Source organism: Rhodoglobus sp. G.S.23 (assembly GCF_056675935.1).
In genome coordinates, this window is sequence record NZ_CM155237.1 from 2,828,874 (window position 1) to 2,843,385 (window position 14,512).

The following is a 14,512-nucleotide window of genomic DNA, read 5'->3' on the forward strand; positions in this document are numbered from 1 at the left end:
CAAGCACATCAGGGTTTTCCTTACCCTAGTAGGTATCGCACGATTCTGGGAGGATAGATTTAGGTTCCGCAGCACGGCGAGCGCCAAAGCGCCGCAATGCCCAGCGAACTGTGAGGAGTACCCGTGCCCACTGCGAAAGAGACCACCACGCGGTCTTCGCAGCGCCGTCGCGTCATTACTGCGACCATCCTCGTTGGGGTCACCACCGCGATCATCGCGGGTTCGCTTGCGGCAACACAGTTTGCTCCGCAGGGCGAGAGTCCCCTGCCGCCGATCCCGTTCGTTGCAGGAGTTGGCGCGCACCCAGATGCTGGGTCGAACGCAACAGACGCTGGAGCTGCCGCCATCGGCACCACTTCGTATAGCCCTCCGGCCGATGCACTCTATGTGTCTCCCACCGGCGACAACGACGGTGACGGCAGCCTAGAATCTCCGCTACGCACAATTAAGGCGGCGATCTCGCGAGCCGCCGCTGGCTCGACAATTGTTTTACGTGAAGGCCAGTACAACGAGACCGTCACTATCCCTGATGGCACACCACTCACCGTGCAGTCCTACCCCGAAGAAGCCGTCTGGTTAGACGGGAGCCAAGTGACCGAAGGCTGGATGCTGGATGGCGCACACTGGTCGACCCCGTGGAATGTCGTCTTCGACTCAAGCCCCACCTATACCCGCGGGGCCGAAGACAATACTGAACAGCACTGGAACTTTGTCACCGAGAAGCACCCACTCGCCGCCCATCCTGACCAAATGTGGTGGGATGACAAACCGCTCACGCAGGTCGGCACCCTCGACGAGCTATCGTCGACCTCCTTTTTTCATGACGAGGATGGCGGGATGCTTTTCGTTGGTGCTGATCCCACCGGTCACGTAGTGCATGCGAGCCAACTGCAGCGCGCCGTCAGCATTCGCGCTGAGGGAACCGTAATCCGAGGCATCGGCATCCGTCGCTATTCTCCTTCGGTCCCCGACTACGGAGCCGTGACGATCGAACGCCCCAACGTGACGCTCGAGAATGTTGTGGTCTCGGAGTCCGCAACCACTGGGATCTTTATCACCGCGGCACAGGTGACATTGAACGCTGTGACGTCAACCAGAAATGGGATGCTCGGGGTGGCAGCCAACTACGCCGACGGCCTTGTCGTGAATGGCCTCAACGCATCCGACAACAACACCGAGTGGTTCAACCGGGCGCCAGTAGCGGGAGGGATGAAGCTCACTCGCACACGCACGGTGGTTGTCAGCAATTCTGAATTCTCGAACAATAACGCGACCGGTCTCTGGTTCGATCAATCCTGCCGTGACATTGCAGTCACGGGGAGCAAACTCGTCGGCAACCGCGGTCACGGTGCGTTCCTTGAGCTGTCAGCGAGAGCTGTGATCGCCGACAACTACATCGCCGACAATGGCATTCTCGGCCTGAAGATCAACGACACGAGCAGTGTTGAAATCAGAAACAATCTGGTCGTCGGTAATACGAATGCAATCGCGGTGCTTCAAGACCACCGCGTGAAGAGTGACGAGAGCGTTCCCGGCCACGATGAACGCTATATGGATGATCCCGAGATGACGTGGCTGGGAACTGACGTCACAATCGTCGGGAACACTCTGCTTGGGGGCGGGGATCGCGCCCTGATCTGGATCGAAGACTACTCACGCACTCGAAGCGCCGACGACTTCGGCATCACGGTCGAAAATAATCTGTTTGCCCGCAACAATGACGGGGATCCTCAAACGATCATTGCGTGGCCAATGGCACCCGGTGATGTGACTCTGCTCAGTTCACTCGACGATGTCACGCGCAGCACGGGCCAAGAGAACAGCGGTGTCGAGTTTCGCGGAACCGAAGAAGTCGACCGTGACGACGGTACGCCCACATCGCAACCAGAGATCCCCTCCTGGGTCGCCACAACCTTTGCCGCGTTCCCTGCTGTAGCCGCTGCGTTGGATTAGCGGCGAACCAACGGCACCAAGATCAACCACCTGATGGCAAGCCCGCCCAGAATGGATGCCACAGCGAGCGCCGCGGGAACCCACTGCACTCCGACGCCAGCGGCAAGAACAATCCACACGAATCCAATCGCAACGATCGTGTCGATCGCGCGCACCGCGAACACTGCGGCTTGCCGCCCACCGACGGCGGCAAGAGCGCCGTAGGGAGTTACCGCAGCAATAGATGCCGTGTAGGCAATCCAACCAACCACGGCCAATAGATCGGGTGCTGTCCCGAAGAGCACTGCACCTATCCAGGGCAGCGCGGCAACCAAGACTGCTCCGACCAACACCGTGAATCCGACGAGAGCAAGAACAGAGCGATCGGCCCGGCGTAGTTTTTCTCCGAGCGGTTTCTTCTTATCGTTCGCGAATGAGATGAAGAGGTACGAGCTGAGCCCGCTCACGGCGAGAGTCGCCGGTGCTACGTAGACGCGGCCGGCCTCGAGAAGTCCTGTCGCTGCCAGACTGGCGAGCAGGGTGATGAGCGTGCGCACAGCAGTGAGCATGGCCGGGCGCAAAAACTGTTGCCCCGAGCGCCAGATGCCGTAGCGGAATACGGCGGCGATGCCCCCACGAGTGAAGCCAACGACGAAGCGTTCCTCGGTCGGCAGAAGGATGACACCACAGGCGATGGCGGCGAACTGGCCGATCGCAATAGCTCCGAGAAAGATGAACAGGCTGAGTGGCCCCGTCAGGGCGGCGACGCCAATCACGGCGAGAGCGACCGCGAACGATACGAAGTCGATCAGCATCACCCGCCAGAAGCCGAAGCCGGCCATGAGAAGTCGGCGCATGATTTCTTCGAGAGCGAAGAGCGCGACGGCCGCTCCAAATACCAGTGCGGTTCGAGCATCCAGAAGTCCAGAGGCCCACGCGACTGCTGACGAAGCCAGAGCCGCCAGTATCGCAATGCCGACCGCATACTGTTCGAGAGCGGAGCGGATGCTGCGTTCGCGACGCTCCACAACCACCAGAGAGTCGCCGACCATTCCACTCGCGACTCCGGCCACGAGCACCATCACGCCGTAGGCAATCGCAAACGCCCCGAGACCATCGAAGCCGAGAGTGCGCGCAACGATGACCTGGATCGTGAAACTTGACAGGGCTTGCATGCCCTGCGATCCGATTGCCCCCAGGGCGGTGCGTTTGCCAGTCACACTGCCAGACTACTGAGGGAGTCGAACGAGGAAGTTGTCGTAGCGGATAGTGACGGGTGCGTTGGGGGCTGAACTCGACAGGTAGCTTTCAAATCCGATCGAGCCTGCCGCCTGCAGCGCGGCAGTCGAATCGGTTGTACTCAGTTGCCAGCCTGCCGGTTCCGTTTCGCCGACTTTCCATAGCTTCGCAGTCATCGTTGTGGGGCTAGTTCCGCTCACGCTCGTCTTAAGAACTAGAGTGTCGCCGGCAACGTAGGTGAGGCCGGGTACCGTCATGTTGGCAAGGACAGATGAGGATCCAGACATTATCTGGAGCCCAACGACTCCGCCGGGTTGCAGCCGGGCCCGCGCCTGGTAGAAGGCCGAGCCAACCTGGCGTCCAATGATTCCCACCACGATGTGTCCGGATTCGGCGACCTTGTCTGCCGAGAGTTCGACCTGAGCTTCGGTGGCGGTTTGACTCACATCGGAAAGCATGGCGCGACGTGTCGATCCCGGGGTGGTGTGTCGAGCGAAGCCCGCCCCACTCGACACGCTGAAGCTGGAGTTCACGTTCGTCGACCAGGCACCACCGGTGTTGGCGGTTCCCCAGCCGGCAGCTACTGTGCGCCCAAAGTCATCCTGTGCGATCGGGCCTCCGGGGGCAGTGACTGTGATTTGTTGAGTCGTCGTTCCGGTTGCACCCTGATTGTCGGTGACCGTGAGTCTGACGGTGTAGTTGCCGGCGGTCGCGTAGCTGTGCGCTGCGGTGACCCCAGTGCCGGTTTGCCCGTCGCCGAAGTTCCACGCGTACGAACTGATCGTTCCGTCGGGGTCGCTCGATGTCGATCCGTTGAAGGTTGCGGTGAGATCGCTGGCCGCAGAGGTGAACGCAGCGTTGGGTGTCTGATTCGCTCCAAGCCAAATGTTGGTGATGGGCGCTGCTGCCGCGCTGAGATCGTTAGATGGTATCGAGTACGTATCTTGGATTGTGCGGAGTACGTCGTAGTGATCGATGGTTTGCGAGAACTGACCGGTCTTGATCTTTTCGCCGACAAAGATCGTCGGGATCTTGTTCGGTCCGCCACCTTCGTCTTCATCCCAGGTGAGGATCAGCACACTGTTGTTTGCTTTGGCCCAGTTGACGTAGCCACCGATGGCGGACTGCAGCCACATATCTGCTTCAGCGATCGTGCCATCGTGCATGTCGTGCTGAAGGTTTGGTACCACGTATGACACATCGGGCAGAGTCGAATAGTCGGTGGGGAACGCCGTAAATGGTTGGTTCACGGCGGCGGGAATCGACGGCCAGTTCACCCAAGGGTTATGTTTGCGCGCGTAGGCTCCACTCTCACAGCCGGTGAATCCGACACTCGGAAGGCTCTCCGAGTACCCTACGAAACTCTTGCCGTTGGCCGTCAACTGGTTGTACAGGTTCGCTGTCGTGAACGTGTTTGGGCAGTCGTTGGTGGTGACTCCGTTGAGTGAGCCACTAAACAGTGCAAGGTAGTTCGGCTGACTCGGGCGGATCACGGCGAACGACTCGGTCATCAACGCGCCTTCAGCCGCGAGTGCGTTGATATACGGCGCCGCTGCACTACCAATGACCTGGGTGTCGGACTTGTTTTCCATAATCACCACGACGGTTTTTGCGGTCGCCGGGATGCCCGCCACAATGTTGGGGGCGACTTGATGGGTGACAGCTGTGGTCGCGCCCTGATTGTCCGTGACAGTGAGTGTCGCCGTGTACGAGCCTGCAGTCGCGTAGCTGTGCGACGCTGTTGCTCCGGTACCGGTCTGGCCGTCACCGAAGTTCCAGGCATAACTGGCAATGGTGCCGTCGGGATCGCTGGAGCCGCTCGCGTTGAAGGATGCAGCAAGTCCAGCCAGATCGAGCGTGAACGCTGCCACTGGTGGCTGGTTCGCAGGGTTGGTAGTGACCGTTACCGGCTTCGTCACCGTTCCCGTCGTTCCCTGATTGTCCGTGACGGTGAGGACCACTTGATACGTGCCCGCTGTCGCGTAGGTATGGACCGGACTGGTTGCAGTGCTGCTCTGCCCATCGCCGAAGTTCCATGACCGCGAGGCGATAGTGCCATCCGGGTCAGTAGAGGCAGTCGAGTCGAAGCTTGCAGTCAGAGTGCTTACCGAACTGGTAAAGGATGCGGTCGGAGCCTGGTTGGCCGGAGTGCCACCACCGCCATCAGCGTGTCCAGCAATAGCGAGGAAGCTGTCGTAGCTGACATGCACCGGTGCATTGGTCGCGGAGCCGGAAACGTAGCTGTACTGTCCGACCGCGCCCGGGTTCTGCAGAGCTGCGACTGACGATGTGGCTTCGAGCGTCCAGTCCGTTGGCTCTGCGGTGCCTTGCTTCCAGACCTTGCCACGGATGGTGGTCGGCGAAGTTCCGAATGCTTGCGCCTTCACCAGGAGCACATCGCCCGCGGTGAAGGTCAGACCGGGGACATCCGTGTAGGCAATGCTTGTCGATCCACCGTTCAGGAGCTGGAACGCGAGGGTGCCATTCGAAAAGTACCGCACGCGTGCTTGATAGAAGCTGTTTCCGACCTCGCGAACGATCACTCCGGTATATGCTCCACCACCGGTGATTGCCTTGTCGATCGAGATGCTGGTGCTCACCGTGACATCGTCGGTCGAGACCGAGGGAAGCCACGCGTGCCTGGTTGTTCCTGAGGAACTGTGGTTCACGACGCCGACATCGGATGCGACGGAGAAGCTACTGTCGGTGTTGGTCGACCAGTCCCCGCCTACAGCCGCGGTGCCCCAACCAGAGGCTTGCGTGCGCGAGAACTCATCCCGAGCAAGCACGGTCACTGCTGGCGGTGCGAGCGCCGTCACTTGCTGCGACAGCGTGCCGGTCGCGCCCTGATTGTCGGTGACCGTGAGCACCACCGTGTAGTTGCCAGCGCCCGCATACACGTGGCTCGTGCTGACACCGTTCGCGGTCGCTCCGTCGCCGAAGTCCCAACTGTAGGAGCCGATGGTGCCGTCAGGATCTGACGAGCCGGCCCCATCGAAACTCACAACGTTGTCGGTGACACCGAAGGTGAATGCCGCGGTGGGGGCAACATTGGCCGCCAGAACCGTCACTGATTCGGATCTGGTTGCCGAGGCACCCTTGTTGTCAGTAACGGTCACCGTGACGGTGTAGGTTCCGGCCGTGGCGTAGGTGTGGTCGATAAGCGCCCCACTGCCTGTACCGCCGTCGCCGAAGTTCCACTCGTACGATGCGATTGTGCCGTCTGGATCTGACGAACCTGTGGCGTCGAAACTAGCGACAAGATCGGCTTCGGAGTGAGTGAACTGTGCCACTGGTGCTTGATTGGCGGTGCCAAGAAGGTAGTGCTGGCTTACTTCGCTCGCGGTCAATACGGTCTGGTAAACCGCAAACTCATCGAGGTCGCCGCTGAAGTAGTTCGACGATGCAACACCAACGGTGTTTCCTCGTCCGAGCCTCCAGTATCCCGAGAACGTCTGACTCGGTGTCGCAGCACTCGTGCCCGCAAGCGCGCCGTCGACATAGAGTCGCAATCCTGCTGATCCCTGCGTCGACACCGCCTGATGCCACTGGCCGTCGTTATACGAGCCGACAGTCGAAACGGTGCTACTTCCGGTGCCAAAGACGAGAGTTCCGTCGTTGCGCATCATCAGGTGATCGCCATAGCTGCTGGCGGTACCTGTAGCGGATGACCCGAACTCGACGAGCTTGCCACCGCTCGTGCTGCTGGTTCTGAACCAGACTTCACTCGAGAACGTTGACGGGTTGGGCAATGAAATCGCCGTCGCGGCGAGACCCTGGGTGAATTGAGTCGCACTGTTCGTGGTGCCGCCGAGAGCTCCAGGAACATTGCGGGTATAGGTTCCGCTCAGGTTTCCGTTGATGCCCTGCAATCCAGCGTCATTTACCGCTGACCCGGAGGCTTCAGCCAGACGCCAGTACAGTTGCGGACTTGCCTCGTAGACTGCCGCACCGTAGCTGTCGGTTGGTGCCGGAGGCCCGGAGAGTGAGCGGCCCGAGAGCAGGAAGTGGTTTTGCACCTGTGTTGCCGTGAGGGGCTTCGGGTACACGGCTACTTCGTCGATGGCACCGTTGAAGTAGTCAGAGCCACTCCAGCTGCGGTCGCCACCGATACGCCAGTAGCCCCAGTAGTTTTGGCCCCAGATGACGCTGGGTTCCACTCCGATGCGCACGCCGTCAACGAAGAATTCCATTCCGCTGGCGCTCATACTGCCGACTACCTGATGCCACTGGCCGTCGTTGTATGACTTAGCACTCTGCACAATCCGAGTGCTGCCGGTGTAAACACCGAAGTTCACTTTTCCGGATGAATCCATGTAGATATGGCGGTCGTAGTTGGTGGAATTGCCGGACTGACGATTGCCGAATCCGACAATCTTGCCGCCAGAGTTCGTCGTGGTCTTGAACCAGGCTTCAACCGAGAAGGTATTGTCGCGCCAGACGAGCGCCTGCGATCCCGTGTAACTGTTCGAGCTACCCGTGAAGTTGGCCGCCGTGTTGCTATCGCCAATGATTGCTCCGGATGCCCCGAAGCCGACGCCGCTGTTGGCTGTCGAGTTGTCGCGGCCAAGGCTGTCCACCGCAGTGTTGCCTCCCGATTCGCCGAGACGCCAGTAGCTCGTGGGTTGGTCGTTCATGACAGCGCTCGCATAGTCGCTGAGTTGACCCGTGGTTCCCGCGGTATACGAGACCGTTGTTCCCCAGCCATTGTTGCCGTAGGGGTCGATGGCGCGCAGTCGATACGTGTAGGTCTGGCCGGGGGTGAGACCGGTGTCGATGTACGTCATGGTTGGCCGGTCGTAGAAACGAGCATCCTGAGTTGTCACGTAGATCGGCGAAGCACTCTTGCCATCACGGATGAGGTGGTACGTCAGGTTCTCGTTGTCACGATCCCAGTCAGCGGTCCAGCTGAGCGCGATTGTTCCTGGCGCTGGTGATGTCATCTTCGGCACGAGGTCGTTGCCGGTTAGGCGTGGGCCATCAAGGTTGGGGGCAATCGACGGCACAGCGAAGCGGAGAAGTCCTTGCTGAGATTGGCCGTTCACTCTCGTGAACTCGCCGCCGTAGACCGTGTATTCAGCGTTTGAGCTGACATCCCACGGGCCCTGGTACTGACCAGTGAAGGTTCCTAGGTTGATGTCGGGGAAGAAGTTCAGAAGTGAGGGACTGGAGTTGCCTGCCCAGTTGGGGTAGCCGTAGGGGTCGTTAGAGATTGATCCGGTTGCATCTTTGCTAAACGCGATACCGCGGCTGAATGACCAGGGATCGGTCTGCGGGAAGCCTTCAATGTTGCCGCAGTAGTGCGAGTGGCCTGCCGCATAGATAGCGCCGTTGGGCGCCGGCGAAACGGAATAGGTGTCACCGTGGCAGTCGTTAATCCACACGATTGCTCCGTCGGACCAGTTGGCACGGAACATGCCCTCAAGGTTTCCGCCAGAACCATAGACATAGCCCGAACCATAGAAGCTGTCAGAGTCGGAAGCGAGCGAGAAGATCGCAGCGTCGAGCCCTGCATTGCGGACAGAGTTGTTCGCGGCGAACGGGGTGATGAGCGCTCCAACGCTGGCATCAACCATCGCCAGCCCGTAGCCGGGATTGCCGGAACCGTTGACAGTGGTGAAGTCTCCACCAATCACGACTTTCGTTTCGTCGGGCGAAATTACGATGCCGAATGCCCGGCCGCCAGCGAGTTCAGGAGCCCACGGCGTCACAGCACCATTCGAGGCTAAAGCTGCTGCACCACCGAGGCGGGTGCTTCCGCTAACCGAAGTGAATGGTCCCGAGAAGTAGACGGCAGTATTCGTTGCGACGACCGCGTACACACGATAGTTCGCTCGGGCATCAAAGGCAGTGTTGATCGCGCCCGTTGCGGTGTTGAACGCCACGATGCGGGCCTTGGATGTGCCGTTGACCGTCGTGAAGTCACCGACGGCGTACAGTCGGGTTCCGTCCGGCGATGCGGAGATTGCTCGAACCTGGGCGTCGAACGTTGGCGCCCACGGGAGCAGTGCTCCCGTGGTGAGGTTGTACGAGAGCATGTACGGGCGGTTGACCTCGTTGACTCCCGCCGCAGAACCGAACGGGCGCGCTTTTGTGAAGTTGCCGGCGACGTAGACGGTATTGCCGACGATGACCTGATCCCAGACCACACCATTGATCTGGGGCGTTGGCAGTGGATCCGACGAAACCGTCGATGGCAGAGGTGGGCTCGCTGCGGTGTCGGCTACAGCCACAATGGGCTGCATCACGGTAAGCAGGGCTGCGATTAATGTCATCGTTGCTGCGGCTGAAATCAGTCTCAGTGGGTTCGGTGGCATATGGCGAGTTGCGCGCATGGGGTGCCTTTTCGGGGTTTGTGGGTATTTCGGGTTCCACTTGGAGGCACACCATACTCCCTTTACCCCTCTTCGGGTGCCCCCCGAAAGGGGGTCACGTTTTCACGCCTGCCGACGGGCGCGCAGAAACTCCGTCGCTAACGGCGGAGCTTGCGGGCAACCTAGCGGGCGATCAATTCCGCGGCATCGCCCTGAAATACTAGCGGAGACACATCAACGGAGTAGTCAATCAAGATTGTGATGTTGTCGCGCTCTTCGGGTGGGACAGTGAAGACATAGACACCATCCACCGCAGAATTTGCGGAGACCGATTCCGGAAGTGGTACACCTCCTGGTTCGCGAAGCTCCTGCGCGGGGGTGCGGTCGGCGCCGAAATAGCAGCTCACAACCGCGGTGCGCAGTGTCGCGGCATCCGACGATGTATTCGTGATCGTGATAGTCACCCGCAGCGATGGCCCCGCAACTTCGCCGGGACCCCGCGCTGTTCCGTCGACCTCTTCGACCTTGCTGATCTGAGCGGCAAGACCAGTCGTGATCACTCCGGGTTTGTCGATAGCGATCGGAGCAACGTCAGGCACTACCGGGCCGTCAGTGGGCGCCGGCGACGACGAAGCGGCCGGCGATTCAACCCCGGCCCCCGAGGTTGGCGACGAAGTGGGCAATGTTCCCACTACAGACTTCGGTGCGAACTGAAGAAACAACACCACGCCAAGCCCCACCACAATGGCGACCACTATCGACGCCGCAAGAATTTTCGCAGAACGTGTGCCAAGCCACGCCGGAGCGGCCTCAGCTTCGTAGGGCTCGACCTCGCCACGGGGATGCTTCGACTGTGTCATGGCAGCTCCGTGACTTCGGGAATGTACGGGGTTGGAACATACACCCGCAGCACCATTGACATAACCCCCAGTTCTGGGGAGGAATGCCCATTGACGTGCGGCGTACACTTTCGAGTCCAGACAGTGGGGGGTCTGTTCGAAATTCTTGAGGCACTGCCAGGAGGATGGACAGTTGAAAAACCACATTTCCGCCAACGCCCGCCTTCCGAACGCCCGCCAGCCCACTGTGCGTATCTTGGGAACCCACGGAATCCCCGCCGCCTACGGTGGTTTCGAAACTGCCGCAGAGAACGTTGCCCTCTTTCTTCGTGACCGCGGGTGGCGCGCTATCGTCTACTGCCAAGTGCCGGGCACCGGTCCAACAACGTACGACAAATGGAATGGCATCGAGCGGGTGATGATCCCCCAGCATCGAGAAGGTTGGCTGGGAACCGCCAGTTTCGACCTCGCCTCCATCCGCCATGCATCACGGTTTCGGGATGTCTGCCTGACGTTCGGCTACAACACCGCCGTCTTCAACATCATCCAACGCATCAAACGCATCCCGAACGTCATCAACATGGATGGCATCGAGTGGTCGAGGTCCCGCTGGGGCAAAGGCCGCCAAGCCATTCTGTGGATCAACGAGCGGATCGCCTGCTGGGTGGGCAATCGACTCATTGCCGATCATCCGGTGATCGAAACCTATCTCGCTACCCGTGCGCGCCGCTCCAAGTTGGTCACGATCACGTATGGCGCTCATGCGGTTGAGCAGGCAGATACGCTCCCCGTGACGACTCGCGGCCTCACTCCGGGGAACTATCTCACGCTCATCTGTCGCCCGATTCCAGAGAATTCGATTCTCGAACTGGTGACCGCATTCTCCCGCGAAAAGCGGGGTCATCAACTCGCGGTCTTCGGAACCTACGACGACAGTGACCCCTACACCCGCGCCGTTCGAGAGGCAGCGAGTGACGAGGTGCTGTTCGTCGGCCCCATCTACGAACCGGATGAGGTAGCGGCTCTACGATTCCACTCCCTCGGATACCTGCATGGGCATACCGTTGGCGGCACCAATCCTTCCCTCGTCGAAGCAATGGCGGCAGGTAATGCGGTCATTGCCCACGACAATCCCTACAACCGCTGGGTGGCGGGTGATGGAGCGTTCTACTTCACCGGGGTGGATGACGCTGCCGATCACATGTCGACTCTGCTCGGTTCACCCGACCAGCGTCGCGCTCTCGCGGCGGCAAGCCGCAGCCGACATCTGACGGAGTTCACCTGGGAGCACGTCGCCGGGCAGTACGAAGATTTGTTGGCACTCTACGTCGACGTGCACGAACCCCAGCAAGCTCAGGAGGAGTCCGCATGATTCGTGTTGGCGTGGTCGGTTTAGGAAAAATGGGGCTCTCCCATCTCTCAATGATTCGAGCCCATCCCGAAGTCTCTGTTGATGCCGTTGTCGATTCGGCTGGCTACATTCTTGGCGTGCTCTCGAAGTACACGGGACTGAATACGTTCACTGACTTCGACAAAATGCTCGACAGCGTTCAGTTGGATGCGGTGCTCATAGCGACTCCCACCCGTTTTCACGCCGCGATGGTTCGCACCGCGCTCGAACACGGACTTCACGTCTTTTGCGAGAAGCCACTCACCCTCACTTCGGCCGAGTCTTCAGAGTTGGCCGAGCTGGCGGCATCCCGTGGTCTCGTCACTCAGGTGGGATATCACAATCGATTCGTCGCAACCTTTCGTGAGGCGAAGCGCCTGATCGACGCTGGAGCCATCGGCCGCATTACCCATGTTCAAGCCGAATCGTATGGCCCTGTCGTATTGAAGGCGAAGGGATCAACGTGGCGGAGCAAGCGCACAGAGGGAGGTGGGTGCCTGTATGACTACGCCGCGCATCCACTCGACCTCGCCACGTGGTTTGTCGGCGACGCAACCGGAGTGGGCGGCACAATTTTGGGCAGCATCTTCTCGGAGAATACTGAAGACGAGGTATACAGCACGATTTACTTTGCGGACGGCGTGAGCGGCCAACTGTCCGTCAACTGGTCCGACGAGTCGTACCGCAAGATGACAACCCGCATGAGCATCTCCGGCACCCAGGGCAAGATCATTGCCGACCGCCAAGAGATTCAGGTGTACTTGCGCAGCACCGCCCCCGAAACAGCGGGCTACCAACAGGGCTGGAACATCAAGTCCACGACCGAACTCACCGACGAAGTGTGGTTCTACTTGCGCGGCGAAGAATACAGCGCCCAACTCGATCACTTTGTGCAGCGAACTCACGACCCCGACCTCCCCTCAACGAACGATTTCACGAGTGCTGCGGTCACTGACCGAATCATCGAACTACTCACTCAGGATGCCGCAGCCGGTCCAGCTGCAACCTCCGTGCCGAGTGCGTCACCGTCTGTGGCGTCGGTCCCGACCCGACGTCGCAGCTTCCTGGGGAGACGATCATGACCACAACAACAGACCGGGCCTCGGCATTCGCATCGCCACCGGCGAAACTCGACCGCGTGCTTTTTGGTGACAATCAGTTCTTTGGCATCAACCATCGGTCAGAAGAAAAAGCACGTGAGCAGGCGATGCGGTTCCACAGCATTGACGCAATCATGGATGTTGTCGACAATGCCTACGACAGCGGCATCCGCACCCTCATGTGCACCACTCACGACCGCATCTCCGAAGTTGTCGACCGCGTTCGATCGCAGCCCGAAAAATATGACGGCTTTTCGTTCTTCCCCTGCATGCCCTACGCCCACAAGTACGCCGACGCCGTCACCGAGAACGGCATCCTCGGAGCCCTCGGCAAATTCTTGCCAGACGAAGGATTGCTGAATGCCATGATGCGCGGCGGGCGCTCGCTCGCGAAGAAAGACATTGAGGGCATCATCACACTGTTGGTCGATGCTGAGATGGCCGGCTTCGCTGGTGCCAATACTCCCGTGATCTGGCTGCAGAATGTGGTCGTCGATCTACTCCTCGGCCTTGGCTTCACCGATGCTTTTGCGATCTTCGCCAACCATGTGCGCTCACGCTACGGAGCCGAACCCGGGTTCATCACGATGAACCTGCCCATGCTCCTCGACCACCTCGATAGCGCCGGGATCGACAACCCGTTGGTGTGCTCGAACATCAACAAGATCGGCTTCCGCATGTCTGGCGGAACCGAGGCCTATCAGGATGCGTTGGCCAAGCGCCCATTCAGAGCGGTCGCGATGTCAGTATTTGCGTCTGGCGCGATTGCCCCCCGCGAAGCCCTCGAGTGGGTTTTTGCCCAGCCCGGGATTGAATCGATCGTTTTTGGAGCCTCCAGCCGCGGACACATCGAGAGCACTATGGCGCTCGTTCACGAGTTCGAGCAACGCCCCAGCTAGGAAGCGTCAATTGTGCGCAGTTCGCGCCACCAGCGCGCGAGTACCGCGATGAGAATCACAGCGTTGGCGGCGAACAGCAGCCCGTACACGACAACAAAACCGCTCAGCCACCCGAACACCACAAACGACAGGCAGAGCACCGCATAGTCCGTCGGAATCGCAACGATGGTCTGCAACCAGCCTCCGCCGCCACTCGGCTTCGCATACGCCTCCCCGCGCTCGGACGACGCAATCCGGCGTAATTGGTCAGTGAGAATCATCGCGAAAAAGAACACCGACGACACCACAATGAAACCGAGGGGGATCAGCAGCACGGCATCCGGCAGCTCGTCACCGAAGCGATAAAACGAAATGAGGATGACGCCGTGAAAAATCACAATCTTGAACGCATCAACAACGTGATCAAGCCATTCACCAGATTTGGTTCCGCCCCCACGCAGCCTGGCAAGCTGTCCATCGGCCGAGTCGAGGGCGTACCCGAGCAGCAGAAGGACGGCAACGAGAATACCGAGCCACCACGCCGGCTGAACGGTGGAAACAAGAACCAGCGCCACAAGCGTCGACGTCGCACTCGCCATGGTGACCTGATTGGGGGTTCTGCCCATCAGGAATGCTCCGGCAGCGAGCAAACGGCCAAGGCGGCGATTTATCCAGCGCGAGTACGGCGGCGCTCCCCGCCCTGATTTTTGGGCGGACGCAAGCTGCCGGACAATGGCACGGTATCCCAGTGGTGCTGCTGGGCTTTCCCCTGTAGCGGTCATGTTTCACCATAGCGCGACGCCCCTCGACTGGTCGAGAG

The 14,512-nt window shown here is 59.9% G+C and carries 8 protein-coding genes; 4 read left to right on the top strand and 4 right to left on the bottom strand.

Annotated elements, in window-relative coordinates; genetic code table 11:
* Positions 1-123: 123 nt before the first annotated feature.
* A complete protein-coding gene (locus AC1ENN_RS13800) occupies positions 124-1,953 on the top strand; it encodes a right-handed parallel beta-helix repeat-containing protein (protein WP_480391466.1) in 1,830 nt (609 codons plus the stop codon).
* Here AC1ENN_RS13800 and AC1ENN_RS13805 read toward each other — a convergent pair.
* The 3 genes from AC1ENN_RS13805 to AC1ENN_RS13815 form a co-directional block, all read right to left on the bottom strand.
* The gene (locus AC1ENN_RS13805; protein WP_480406288.1) at positions 1,950-3,152 is read right to left on the bottom strand and encodes an MATE family efflux transporter; all 1,203 of its coding nucleotides are present in this window, start codon (positions 3,150-3,152) and stop codon (positions 1,950-1,952) included. The genes AC1ENN_RS13800 and AC1ENN_RS13805 overlap by 4 nt on opposite strands.
* Positions 3,153-3,161: 9 nt before the next feature.
* Positions 3,162-9,446, bottom strand: coding sequence for a PKD domain-containing protein (locus tag AC1ENN_RS13810; protein ID WP_480406289.1), 6,285 nt, complete (start codon positions 9,444-9,446; stop codon positions 3,162-3,164).
* Positions 9,447-9,667: 221 nt separating this feature from the next.
* Positions 9,668-10,345 (bottom strand): hypothetical protein, encoded by a 678-nt coding sequence (locus AC1ENN_RS13815; protein WP_480406290.1) that lies wholly within the window; start codon positions 10,343-10,345, stop codon positions 9,668-9,670.
* Positions 10,346-10,517: 172 nt separating this feature from the next.
* On the opposite strand from AC1ENN_RS13815, the gene AC1ENN_RS13820 reads away from it, so the two are divergent.
* From AC1ENN_RS13820 to AC1ENN_RS13830, 3 genes are read left to right on the top strand one after another with little or no spacing between them, the layout of a single operon-like run.
* On the top strand, positions 10,518-11,696 hold the full coding sequence (locus AC1ENN_RS13820; protein WP_480406291.1) for a DUF1972 domain-containing protein: 1,179 nt from the start codon (positions 10,518-10,520) through the stop codon (positions 11,694-11,696).
* Complete coding sequence (locus AC1ENN_RS13825; protein WP_480391470.1) at positions 11,693-12,796, top strand: Gfo/Idh/MocA family protein; 1,104 nt, start codon at positions 11,693-11,695, stop codon at positions 12,794-12,796. Before AC1ENN_RS13820 ends, AC1ENN_RS13825 begins: the two co-directional genes overlap by 4 nt.
* Positions 12,793-13,713, top strand: coding sequence for a hypothetical protein (locus tag AC1ENN_RS13830; RefSeq protein ID WP_449647783.1), 921 nt, complete (start codon positions 12,793-12,795; stop codon positions 13,711-13,713). Before AC1ENN_RS13825 ends, AC1ENN_RS13830 begins: the two co-directional genes overlap by 4 nt.
* On the opposite strand, the gene AC1ENN_RS13835 is transcribed toward AC1ENN_RS13830, so the two are convergent.
* Positions 13,710-14,474, bottom strand: coding sequence for a CDP-alcohol phosphatidyltransferase family protein (locus tag AC1ENN_RS13835; RefSeq protein WP_449647784.1), 765 nt, complete (start codon positions 14,472-14,474; stop codon positions 13,710-13,712). The genes AC1ENN_RS13830 and AC1ENN_RS13835 overlap by 4 nt on opposite strands.
* Positions 14,475-14,512 lie beyond the last annotated feature (38 nt).